General features: G+C 22.3%; 13 protein-coding genes. 10 read left to right on the top strand and 3 right to left on the bottom strand.

The window, feature by feature from the left end:
• The first annotated feature begins 9 nt into the window (after nt 1–9).
• From STAIW_RS06665 to STAIW_RS02305, 6 genes are all read left to right on the top strand, one after another.
• Complete coding sequence (locus STAIW_RS06665; protein ID WP_269077213.1) at nt 10–303, top strand: ROK family protein; 294 nt, start codon at nt 10–12, stop codon at nt 301–303.
• Complete coding sequence (locus STAIW_RS06670; RefSeq protein WP_084676575.1) at nt 296–691, top strand: ROK family protein; 396 nt, start codon at nt 296–298, stop codon at nt 689–691. The genes STAIW_RS06665 and STAIW_RS06670 overlap by 8 nt, the downstream gene beginning before the upstream one ends.
• 96 nt (nt 692–787) lie before the next feature.
• Complete coding sequence (locus STAIW_RS02290) at nt 788–2,038, top strand: hypothetical protein (RefSeq protein ID WP_020834247.1); 1,251 nt, start codon at nt 788–790, stop codon at nt 2,036–2,038.
• 76 nt (nt 2,039–2,114) lie between these two features.
• Complete coding sequence (locus STAIW_RS02295; RefSeq protein ID WP_020834248.1) at nt 2,115–3,236, top strand: hypothetical protein; 1,122 nt, start codon at nt 2,115–2,117, stop codon at nt 3,234–3,236.
• Nucleotides 3,237–3,328: 92 nt separating this feature from the next.
• Nucleotides 3,329–4,645 (top strand): SEC-C metal-binding domain-containing protein, encoded by a 1,317-nt coding sequence (locus STAIW_RS02300; protein ID WP_020834249.1) that lies wholly within the window; start codon nt 3,329–3,331, stop codon nt 4,643–4,645.
• A gap of 15 nt (nt 4,646–4,660) precedes the next feature.
• Nucleotides 4,661–6,040 carry a P-loop NTPase family protein gene (locus tag STAIW_RS02305; protein ID WP_020834250.1) on the top strand — a complete coding sequence of 460 codons (1,380 nt, stop codon included), beginning with the start codon at nt 4,661–4,663 and terminating at the stop codon, nt 6,038–6,040.
• Between the two features lie 64 nt (nt 6,041–6,104).
• On the opposite strand, the gene STAIW_RS02310 is transcribed toward STAIW_RS02305, so the two are convergent.
• The 3 genes from STAIW_RS02310 to STAIW_RS02320 form a co-directional block, all read right to left on the bottom strand.
• On the bottom strand, nt 6,105–6,296 hold the full coding sequence (locus tag STAIW_RS02310) for a hypothetical protein (RefSeq protein WP_020834251.1): 192 nt from the start codon (nt 6,294–6,296) through the stop codon (nt 6,105–6,107).
• Nucleotides 6,297–6,593: 297 nt separating this feature from the next.
• Nucleotides 6,594–7,556, bottom strand: coding sequence for a GMP reductase (locus STAIW_RS02315; RefSeq protein WP_020834252.1), 963 nt, complete (start codon nt 7,554–7,556; stop codon nt 6,594–6,596).
• Nucleotides 7,557–7,620: 64 nt separating this feature from the next.
• The gene (locus tag STAIW_RS02320; RefSeq protein WP_020834253.1) at nt 7,621–8,223 is read right to left on the bottom strand and encodes an FMN-dependent NADH-azoreductase; all 603 of its coding nucleotides are present in this window, start codon (nt 8,221–8,223) and stop codon (nt 7,621–7,623) included.
• A 130-nt stretch (nt 8,224–8,353) separates the two neighbouring features.
• On the opposite strand from STAIW_RS02320, the gene udk reads away from it, so the two are divergent.
• From udk to parE, 4 genes are all read left to right on the top strand, one after another.
• Entirely contained in the window at nt 8,354–9,013 is a 660-nt protein-coding gene (udk, locus tag STAIW_RS02325; RefSeq protein ID WP_020834254.1) for a uridine kinase, read from the top strand.
• A gap of 243 nt (nt 9,014–9,256) precedes the next feature.
• Entirely contained in the window at nt 9,257–9,451 is a 195-nt protein-coding gene (locus STAIW_RS06065; RefSeq protein WP_148285968.1) for a hypothetical protein, read from the top strand.
• Between the two features lie 62 nt (nt 9,452–9,513).
• Nucleotides 9,514–10,305 carry a phosphatase PAP2 family protein gene (locus STAIW_RS02335; RefSeq protein ID WP_041618828.1) on the top strand — a complete coding sequence of 264 codons (792 nt, stop codon included), beginning with the start codon at nt 9,514–9,516 and terminating at the stop codon, nt 10,303–10,305.
• 342 nt (nt 10,306–10,647) lie between these two features.
• Nucleotides 10,648–12,582 carry a DNA topoisomerase IV subunit B gene (parE, locus tag STAIW_RS02340; protein ID WP_020834257.1) on the top strand — a complete coding sequence of 645 codons (1,935 nt, stop codon included), beginning with the start codon at nt 10,648–10,650 and terminating at the stop codon, nt 12,580–12,582.
• Nucleotides 12,583–12,592 lie beyond the last annotated feature (10 nt).

The raw sequence follows: 12,592 nt of genomic DNA on the forward strand, positions 1-12,592 counted from the left end.
GGATTTGGAATTCCTGGAATAATCAATCCAAAAACAGGAGAAGTTTCAGGAATTAGTGCAATACTTGAAAGAGAAAAAATTAACTTTAAATTTTTAATTGCTAGTAAATTTAATATCCCTGTATTTGTTGAAAATGATGCAAACTGTGCTGGAATAGCTGAAATGATCTATGGACATGGTAAAAATTATCAAAATGCGGCATTTTTAATTGTGGGTACAGGAATTGGTGGAACTATTTTTTTGAATAATAAAATTTTTAGAGGTCAAAATTTTCTTGCAGGGGAATTGGGGGTGCATGCTTAATTCTTCAATTGATAATGAGCAGTATTTAAATATGTCTTCATTTTGTGGAATGAATGCTCTTGAAAATAATTATTTTCAAAAAATAAATAACAAAAAAACTGGTAAGAAAATTTATGATTTGTATGAAATTGATAATGAAGCTAAAAAAGCAATTGACGAACAAATTTTTAATTTGGCAAAACTAATTATAAATACATCTTTTGTTATTGACCCACAAATATTTATAATTGGAGGAGCAGTTTCTAAAAATTCCTTATTTATTAATTTATTAAATGAAAAAATTACAAAATTGTATAAAATGTCAGCTATTGAACAAAAGTTTAATGTAGTTGTTTGTAAGTTTTATAATGACTCAAATATAATTGGAGCAAGTGTTTTGGATATGTAAAATATTTTCATTTAATCAAATAAAAATATTTTACAAAATTAATAAAATTAGTTTTATTTTAAAAGAATGAGATAATATTGAAAAGGAATTAAAGTAATGAAAAAAGCAATATATCAGATAGTTTTTATTTCAATTATGGCATTTCTTTATTATTTTTATAGTGCATGAATTAATGAACTAGAAAAAGATAAAGATAACAATACTTTGTATCAAATTTTTAGTCCATTTAAATTAATAATTTTGGGGATGATTTTTACAATTATTTATGCTTCAATAAAAAATTTAATGTTTTCACATTTTATTAATTTAAAAAAATACAGAGCAAGTTTAAGGGATAATATTTTATTTGAATTTGACAATACATTAAATTATTTATCAGCATTAAAAGTTTTTATTGAAAATAATGATAATAAAAATATTAAGCTTAAATTAAAAGAATTTTCATCAATTAAATATGCACCAGTTTACTTAAATGATTTTATGGAGCAATTAAGTAATAGTTTATTAAAAGAGGAAAAAATTAATTATTTAGTGCAGCCTTGTGAAATAATAATAAAAAATATTGAATATAATTTTGAATCAGAAAAAAGTAAAAAAATTTCAAATAAAAATGAAAGTTTTTATGAAATAAAAATGGTAAACAACTATTATTCTTTAAGTAGTTGACAATCAATTAATTATTTTTTATCTTTAGAAAATGAAAGAGAAAATAACAATAATAAATGAAAAATTACTGGTTTATATATTTCTAGATTTTCAACATCTTTATATTTATCAACATTATTTACAACAATTTTATTTGTAATTATTGGTTTGACATTAAATTTTAATAATATTTCATTAAATAATTTATTTTATGGAGTATATATTTTTGGAATGTATATTTTTTCAATGCTTTTCTATATTTTATTATTATTTAATTTTTCAAGAAAACATAAGATAAAAGTTTATTGATTACAAATATTAACATATTTTATATTTATATTTTTAATATTTTTGAATATATTTTTGAATATAATTTTATTTCCACATGTAAATGCAGGCCAACATTGATATGAATCTACTTTAATTAGATTTTTATTAGCGGGATTATATATAATTCTTTCAACAATGTTACTAGCATTTGTTTTATCAGGAATATTAGAATTATTTGAAACTAAAAAAGTAAATGTATGAAATATTATTAATACTTTTATATTACCTTTAATAATATACATTCTTTCATTTACAATGTATTTATTTTCAATTAAAGAAGGCAATTCAAATGAAATTTATCTAACAAATTTTACAATTATATTTATATATTGAACATTTTCTGCTATTTTTAATAAATTATTGTCTAAATAATAACTACCAATGATGATTTAATTTATCCTCTTTTTTTGATATAATTAATATAATAAAAATGTGGGAGAAATTATTTATGAAAATTAAAAAAATTATATTAAAAAATTTTATTGTCCCAGGAGAACAGATATTTGAATTTAATGATCAAAATATTTTAAAAAGCGGTATTTTTCATGATCAAAATGATCTAAAAATAGTAAATCAATTATTAAATGGTAATTGATTTGATTCTTCATTAAGTTTTGAAAAATACTATCCTAAATTTGCAAAAAAATTAGATAATGAGAAAATGAATTTTCAAATTGATGCGTTATTTTATATTTCTCAAGAAGAGTTAAAAATTTTAAATAGTTATGTAAAAAAACTAGAAATTTTAATACCACTAAAATCTCAAATTTATTATTATTCTATTAAATGTATATATCCCTATATTTTTCCAATAGTTTCTATTATTCCAGCTGAAAAAAATGGAGATAAACCATTTGGTTTAGGTATTCACTATGATAAATTTTTTAAATCAAATTTAACAAAAAAAGACATCTTAACAATTGCAGGAATTAGTGCAGTTGGTCAACTAAGAGATAAATATTTTAAATATAAAGATGCAGAAGTTAATGGAATGTCAAAAGAAATTTATAATCGTTATTTGGAACTTATTAAGTCAGTGTTTAGATATAGTGAACAATTTATTGCAAAATTAGGACAAACTATATTTAATATGGATGATGGGGACATAATTAATTATGGCGAACAAAAAGAATATTTTTTTAGAAATGAAAAATTCATTGAATTTTTAGATAATATTCCCTTATTAAGTGAAGATAAAGTTGTAAGAGAGGATTTTTGCAATTTACTTTATGAAATATATTTAAAGGACTTGCAATGAATTTACTCTGTTAAGTCTGCTAATGATATTATTGAAATTAGAGAAAATATATATAATAATTTTTGTGAAAAAGCCATCTATTCAAAAGAATTAATTAATTTTTTTAGAACAGAGTTAATTTTAGATAATAAAGTATTTGATTTTAATTCAGCAATTAATGAATTTAAAAAGAAAATTGATGAATCATTAGTTTTTAAAGGTGAATTAAAAGTTACTAAAGCTTTTGAAAAAGGATCTTCTGATGTTACTTCAACAGAAGAGGTAAAAGAAATTATATTAAATAAAAAAAGAAAGAAAAAGAAATTTAAATAAAATACTTTTTCTTTTTTATTTTATTTGAAATATTTTATAATTTAACTACTTTATTACTTAGTTTTTCCTTATAATTAATAAGAGGTAACATTATGGGCATCAAAAATAATCAAGAAACTAAAGATTTATTAGAACTTGTTGATAAACAAGCACTATATAAGGAAATTAAAAATAATAAATTATCTGATAGTGAAACACAAAAGTTTGTTGAAGCAATTTTTGAAAATTATTTTTTAGATAATGATAATATTAATTTTTTAGTTAATAATGGAATTAATTTTTTTAATTTTGAAGAAAATGAATTATGCTTTTGTCTAAGCGGAATTAAATATAGTGAATGTTGTTTTGCAAATTTATCAGATAAAATCGATGAACAATATATTCCGTTTTTAAAAGCAATTTTAAATAAAAAAGATTATGATAAGTATTTAAGTTTTTCAAATAAGACTTTTCAAAATGCATATAAAGATTTTGCTAAATTAGAAAAATGTAATTATTCAAATTGTATATCAAAAGCTGTAGAAAATAGATTGTATAATTTTGATTTTGAAAAAAATATGTATGTATCAACAAATAATACTAATCCATTTAACAATAATTATAAAATGGGGGATAATTTTTTTAATAAAGTAGATAATAATAATTTTAAATTTTTTGGTTTTTGTACTAAACATTATAATGAAATTAATAAAATTGTTATTAATAAAGAGAGCTCTGATAAAGATATTTTATTATCAAATTTTTCAATAATTTTATATAAATTATTTATAGCTAGAATTCAACTTTTTTGCTTAAGAGAAGAATATAGAAATTATTTTAATAGTATTAAAGATGAAAATATTAAACCATTATTTATTTATAATTTGAAAAGAATTTCGAATCATGTTTCTTCACTTGTGGATACTTATAATTTTATTAAAAAAAATATAAATCAAGAATTAAAAAATTATAAAATTCTTAAATTTAATTTACCGAAAACAGATATTTTTACTATTTCTGATTTGATTTATCCTCAAATTTGTCCTGAAGATTTTAAATTAGTAAATTCAATTAATAATATATTTATTACTGAAAATAGTGCATTCTTAAAAATGTGAGTGAATAAAGATAGTACACTTATTACAATTATTTTTAATAATGATAATAAAATTTTGAATAATTTTTTTAATCAATATAAAAAAATTATTCATGCAAAATCAAAATATGAGGCTGCATTCATTTCAAATTGTGCATTAATTTTAGCCGATAATATTTTATTTGATAAAATTTGATTTGATAAATTAGAAAATAATAATAAAGCATTATTTTCAGCTCTTAATAAATTTAGGTTTGAGCACCCAAATATGGGTCAAGAATATTTAAAAATGAAATTTTTTGCAGGTTTTAATAAGGGAAATAACTTTTTTTAAGAAAGAGTAAAATTAATGAATTTAAATATAAATTTTGAAAATACTGTTAAAAGTATTGAAAATTCACTAAATAATAAAGAAGTGAATTCAATTTTATTAAATGGGCCAACAAAATCTGGAAAAACATCAGTGTTAAATCAATTAAAATTAAAAACTGATTCAGAAGGGTGAAATACAATTTATTTTAATATTTCAGAGTTTGATCAATCAAAAGATTATTTGGAATATTTTTTAGCTAGACTTTTATCATATTTTAAGGATATTATTGGAAAAAAGGCAATTTCACTTTTTTTAAAACAAAGAGATATAAAAGGAATTATTAAGAAAAAGATTAAAACTAATAATAGAGCTTCAGAATTTAGATTTCAATTTAAGCAAAAATTTAAGAAAGATGAAGTAGATAAGAAAAAACTTAATAATATTCAAACTCTTATAGAATTAAATAAAACACTAGCAATTTCCCAATTTAAATGAATTATTATTTTTGATGAAATTGACAATTCAGAAATTTACAATATTAAACAATTTTATGATACTTTAACAATTGTACAAACATATTTAAAATCCTTTAAAATAATTATTTCCGCAAACTTATCTAAAATTGAAAATGAATATGAAAAAGCAAAAAGTATTAATACTTCATTTGATGCAAAAATGGATTTAGAATTTGCACTAGATAATGCTAAACATGAAAATATTCAAGTGAATTTGTTTATTAAGCAACAAAAGGTAACAAATTTATTTTTAATAAATTCAATTGATACTTCATTAATTGAATTTGAAAAATGGATTAATAAATACTACAATTTCAATTATAATGAAAAAGATAAGAGATATTATTATGATGAAATTTACTTCTTGGCTTGATTTTTATTTTATTTAAAGAATGAGAATAATTTATTATTTAATATTCTTAAAAATAATTTTAATTTATATATGCAAATTATAAATGAAATTGATGTAAGTTTAATTTTGGAAAATGATGAAAAAATTGCAAATTTAAGATATATTGAGTTATTGTTAAAAAATAAAGAATTTAAATTTCAAACAAAATTAAAATATTTAGAAATTATAAATTTAATAAAAGATCCTTTTAATTTAAAAATACCTATTTTTCTTACAACAGCTATAAAAAATGACTTTTTAAACATTATTAATGAATTATCATCACTAATACTTTTTAAATCTACATTACTATATTCTCAAAATTTAATTGAAAATTATGATTCATTAACTTTTCAAATTTCTGTTGAAGATTTTGAACCTGAATTAAAAAGCTTTATTAAGTATTTAAATCCAAGAAGTATAGAGCAATTAAAAAATTCAAAAGTTAAATCTTCATTTGATAAGAATTTAAATACTATTATTGAAAAAATTTTTTCATTAATTAATTAAATATAATAAAAAATGACATTTTAAATGTCATTTTTAACTTTTAAATTTATATCAAATAAGATTATTATTCATTTTCTTCATATACTGAGTGACTTCAATCAATATCATTTTCCTCTTTTTTTGCATTAGTATAACAATTATCGCAAACTGATAAAGGTATTTCATCTTCAATTTTATCGTCATAAACATAAATTCTTTTTGGATCAATTGAATTTAATTCTTTATTACAATTTTGCATTTCACAATATTTTTTCATTTTATTCATCTCCTAGAACTATTTTACTAAAAAATGATGTCATTATGATTAAAAATGCTTTTAAAAGTAAAATAGCTTAGCTAAAATAAAGTAGGATAAATAAATTTCAGACTTTAATAAATAAAATTATTTTTAATTGTATTTGATTGAAAATATATTATTCTATTGCAATTATCTATAATTAATTTTGATATTATTTTTTAATCGCATCACGTAATTTATATTTGTTATAAGTTTTTATAACAGGTATTTATTACTTAATATTTATTTCTTAGTGCTAAAATAATGAACTTTTTATTAAAAATTACTTGTTTTTAAAATTACATAATCTACTTTTTTAATATCTTGGATAGTTTTACCCCCAGAATATGAAATTGATGATTGTAAATCTTCTTGCATTTCTTTATATGTTTCTGCTAATTTTCCTCGTACTTTAATTAATTCTTTCTTTCCTTCCACATATCGCTTTTCGCCTTTATTATATTCACTTGCACTACCATAATATTCTTTAAATAAAACGCCATCTACTTCAACATTTTTACCTGGTGATTCTTCATGAGCTGCAAAAAGGCTTCCTATCATACAAATAGTTGCTCCAAATCTAATTGATTTGGCAATATCTCCATTAACTCTTAAACCACCATCTGCAATTATTGGTTTATTTGCTGCTTTACTACATCACTTAATTGCTCCCAATTGTCATCCACCAGTTCCAAAACCTGTTTTTAGTTTTGTTATGCAAACTTTTCCTGGACCAACTCCAACCTTAGTTGCATCTGCTCCTCATTGTTCTAAATCTCTTACTGCATGTGGTGTTCCTACATTCCCAGCAATTATAAAAGTATCATATTTCATAAATTTTCTAATATGTTCAATCATTTTTTTAACATTAATTGAGTGGCCATGTGCAATATCAATTGTAATAAAATCGGGAATTAATTTTTCTTTTTCAAGTTTTTCTATTAATTCATAATCCTCTTTTTTAACACCAACACTAATTGATGCAATTAATTTTTTTTCTTTCATTTTTTTTGTAAATTCTAGACTATCAACATTAAATCTATGCATTACATAAAAGTAATTTTCTTTTGCGAGTTTTTCACATAATTCTTCATTAATAACAGATGCCATATTTGCAGGTACAACAGGCATTTTAAATACATATTTTCCAAGTTTAACACTAGTATCACATTCACTTCGTGAATTAACTGTACATAAACTTGGAACAAGTTGTATATCATCATAATCAAAAGCGTACATTTATAAATTCTCCATTTCATAGGTGATTATAGCAAAAAAATAAAAAAAATTCACAAATGTGAATTTAAAATTTTTTAGCAACTTCAATAATTTTATCTGCAATTTGACCAATTGCTTCATCTGTGTTCATTGTTGAAACTGGCGCAATTTTTGTTCCAGCAAATAATATTGGTTCATTCACTGTTGAACCAACAAATTCTCAAGTTCCTTTTAAGAATTCTGTGTGATTACCTCATGGATATCATCCAAAAGGGGCACCTTGTGTTGTTAAAATTTGAACTTTCAAGTGATCTAATAAACCAATTGCGTCACCTTTTTTAACATATTTATATGAAAATGTTTGATCTGCAAGTAAAACATGATCTAAATAATTTTTAATTAGTCCACTTACATTAAAATTATTCATTGGACTTGAAATAATTACTTTATTCACTTCTTTTAATTGATTAATATATTTTAATGCATCAGCTTCATTAAAATAATTTCCAAAATTATCCCTTGAAATTGTTTTTTGTGCCATTGGTTCGTTATTTAAATCCAATCTAATAATCTCATCATTAGGATTTAATAAACTATATTCTTTTATAAATCTATTTGTTAATGCCACTGAAAATGATTTTTCCAGTGGACTTACAGTACCTGTTATTACTAATACTTTATTTGACATATTATTTTTCCTCCTGATAGTTTTATTTTATAACTAAATTATTGAAAAAAATTTTTATTATTTTAGAAAATTCTATTTATATTTTCAAAAAAAGTTATAAAATAAAAATTAGTAATAAAGGAAATAAGAAATGCAAAAAGTAACTATTATTACGATTGCTGGGGGAAGTGCTAGTGGTAAAACTACTGTTGCACAAGCCATTGCAAATCAAATTTTTAAAAATGAACCAATATGCCATATTTCAATGGATAATTATTATAAAGATTTTAGCAACCTTTCTTTTGAAGAAAGGCAAAATTTAAATTTTGATCACCCAAATTCTTTAGATATTGATAGACTTTGTAAAGACTTAGATGATTTAAAAGAGAATAAGTCAATCGATGTTCCGCAATATGATTTTAAAACTCATTCTCAATCAGGGAATTTTACGACATTGGAACCATCAAATATTGTAATTTTAGATGGAATTTTATCATTACATATTGAAGAAATAAGAAAACGAAGTGATATTAAAATTTTTATAAAAACAGATGATGATGTTAGATTTATTAGAAGATTGTTAAGAGATGTTAATGAAAGAGGGCGTCAATTAAATGATGTTATTGCTCAATATTTAGAAACTGTTAAACCAATGCATAAATATTTTGTTGTTCCTTCAATTGATTATGCCGATGTTATAATTCCATATTATGAAGGAAATACAATAGCAATTGATTTAATTGCTTCTAAAATTAAAAATTTACTAAAAATAAATTCAACTACAAATTTAAATGTAGCAATTAACAAATAATTATTTATTGAAATATACAGAAATGTATATTTTTATTTTTTCAAGTTTTAAAAATGTTAAAATTATTATTAGTTATAAAGAAATTTTGTTTTATAAAAAATATTTGAGGTGAGTTATATTAAAAGGGGTTTAAATATTAAAAAATTTTTAATTATTCCTGCAATATTATTTCTTTTTTATTCTATAATAACATTTTTTATTTCTTGAAAATGAGACTGAGAAATTCAATCATATGTGGGAAAAATGAATTATAGTGTTTTTGAAAAAATATTTGAAAATTTTTATGATGTTTTTGGAATTTTTCCATTGCTTGTAGTAATTTTTATTCTATTAGCAGTAATTTGAGAGTCATTTATCTTTTATAGTAAAAATAATGCAAAAAACAATATAATAAGAAATAATCGATGAATTTCTTATTTATTTTATATTTTTACTTAATTTTGTTGAGTAATTGTAACCGCAACTTATATTTTTATTAAATTAACAATGGATAATGGATAATGGATAATGGATTTGGAATTGGAGTAGATACTAGAATTTTAGATACAATTTGGTATCAAATTGGAGTAACAATAGCTATTAAATTAATTGAATTGGCAATTATTACTTATACAACTTATTACTTAAGAGTGAAATTTTCAAAAAGAGAAGATGTTTTGCAACAAGAATTTTGAATCGATAGTATGAAAGGTTTAGTCTATATAATTATTTGTTATATTATGATTGGTTTGTTTAAAACTATTTTTGGTCACCCATTTTATTACTCAACAATTTTTGATCAAATATTAGTGCAAGCAAAAAATCTTGGTTATAATTACACAGTTTCAGTTATTTGAGGTTCTGGACCAGAAGGAACAGAAGCTGTAAAATATTATGAGTGATGACAAGTGAATAATTTTTTGGATAATATAAAATATTGATTTGATTTTGACAGCTCAACTAAAATGACAGAAGGATGATGAAATCGAGATTTTCCATCTGGCCATACAGTATCAACATTATCAATACTTAGTGTTATGTTTTTATTTATAAATCCAAGTAAAAATAGAGTTTTAAATAAAAATAAAATAAGTTTTATATATTTTATTGTTTTTATTCATCTCACTCTAATGAAATATGCTTTAATGTTGTATAAAGTTCATTGACCAACAGATTTAGAATTTTCATCAATTTATGGAACAATTGCTTTTTATTTTGCTATTTTATTTACAGATAAAATTTTAAGATTAGCTATTAATAGTTTTAAGACTAAAAGATTAAAACAATCTTTAAAAGGAACAATAATTTTTTAATTCTAGAGTTGGATATTTTTTATATGGTAAAAATAAAGAAAAAAATTACAAAAATTTTAAAAAAATATAAAATTATAGAACATGAAACTAAAAAACAACACTTCAAAAGAAAAGCTTGAATAACTAATATTTAATTTTTTAATTAAAAAAGTTCTTTTTTTGAGTAAATTTGAGATAAAAAAAACATTTTTGAACAAAAATGGTTAAAGTATTTAATGTTTTTTTACAAAAAAAAACATTTTTCTATGTATAAAGCTAGTTTTTATGGGGCTTTTTCAATAAAATTTATTTTTCCTAGAAATTATGATATATTTATTTTACTATATATAATGAGGTAGAGATATGGCAGAAAATAGTAATTTAAATTATACAGAAGATAGTATACAAATTTTAGAGGGTCTTGATGCTGTAAGAAAAAGACCAGGAATGTATATTGGTTCAACAGACTCAAGGGGATTACATCATTTAGTTTGGGAAATAGTGGATAACTCAATTGATGAGGCACTTGCAGGAATTTGTACTGAAATTAATGTATCAATCGAAAAGGATGGTTCGATTACTGTTAAAGATAATGGTAGAGGAGTTCCAATTGGAAGCTATAAAGGGACAAATCAATCAACGCCTGAAATTATTTTTTCAGTTTTACATGCTGGGGGAAAATTTGGTGGAGATGGTTATAAAACTTCAGGAGGCTTACACGGAGTGGGCTCTTCTGTTGTAAATGCATTATCAAGTAAATTTAAAGTAATTATTCACAGAGATGGTTTGATCTCACAAATAAAATTTGCAAATGGGGGAAAACTTGTTCAGCCTTTAAAACAAACAGGTAATTCAAAACAAACAGGAACAACAGTTAATTTTTTACCAGATGAAACAATGTTTTCAACTGTTAAATTTTCTTTTTCAACAATTTCTGAGAGATTAAAAGAATCTGCACTTCTAAATTCAGGATTGAAAATAACTTTAAGAGATAATAGAAGTGATAAATATGTTGAGTATATTTATGAAAATGGTCTTACTGAATTTGTAAAAGAACTAAAAGGTGATCAAAAAGAAATAATTAGTCAGCCAATTTTAATTAAGGGAAATGAACAAGAAATTGATGTTGAAATTGCCATGACTTATACAAGTGATTTTTCAGAAACAGTTTTAGGTTTTGCAAATAACGTTAAAACAAGTGATGGAGGTACTCATATTACAGGTTTTAGAACTGGATTAGTAAAAGCATTAAATGATTATGGTAAAAATCAATCAATTCTAAAAGAAAAAGATAAAAAATTGGATTCTACAGATATAAAAGAAGGTTTAATAGCAATTGTAACTGTAAAAATTCCAGAAAATTTAATTCAATATGAGGGACAAACAAAAGGTAAACTTGGAACTGTGGAAGCCAAAACAGCATGTGAAAGAGTTACAGAAGAAAGCATTAATTTTTGGTTGCAAGAAAATAAGATAATTGCAATTTCGATTATTGAAAAAGCATTACTTGCTCGTAGAGCGCGTGATGAAGCACGTAAGGCTCGTCAAGCAGTAAGAGATCAAAAAAATAAATTAAAATCTAGAACAATGCTTGGAAAATTAACTCCAGCACAAGGAAAAAATAAAACTTTAAACGAATTATATTTAGTTGAAGGTGATTCAGCTGGTGGTAGTGCTAAATCGGGTAGAGATAGAAAATTTCAAGCGATCCTGCCATTACGTGGTAAAGTAATAAATGCTGAGAAAACTAAATTAATAGATTTACTAAAAAATGAAGAAATTACAACAATTATTAATGCAATTGGTGCAGGAATTGGTAGTGATTTTGACATTTCGGATGTTAATTATGGGAAAATAATAATAATGACCGATGCTGATACAGATGGTGCTCATATTCAAACATTACTACTAACTTTTTTTTACAGATATATGAAAGAATTAATAATTAATAAAATGATTTATATTGCTATGCCTCCATTGTTCAAAATTACAACAAGTTCAAATAAAAAGGATTTTATGTATTTGTGAACTGAAGAAGAACTATCACAACATATGAAAAAATCTAAATCTAAAATAGAAATTCAAAGATATAAAGGTTTAGGTGAAATGAATGCAGATCAATTATGGGAAACAACAATGGATCCAGAATATAGAAAATTGATTCAAGCAACAATTGATGATGCTCTATCTGCTGAAAATGCTTTTAGAACATTAATGGGAGATAATTCTGAAAAAAGAAAAGAATGAATTGAAGAAAATGTGAAATTCACTTTAGAAGAAAATGTTGATTTTATTTAATATAAAATAA

The sequence above is a fragment of the Spiroplasma taiwanense CT-1 genome (assembly GCF_000439435.1).
Classification (GTDB): Bacteria; Bacillota_I; Bacilli_A; order Mycoplasmatales; family Mycoplasmataceae; genus Spiroplasma_A; species Spiroplasma_A taiwanense.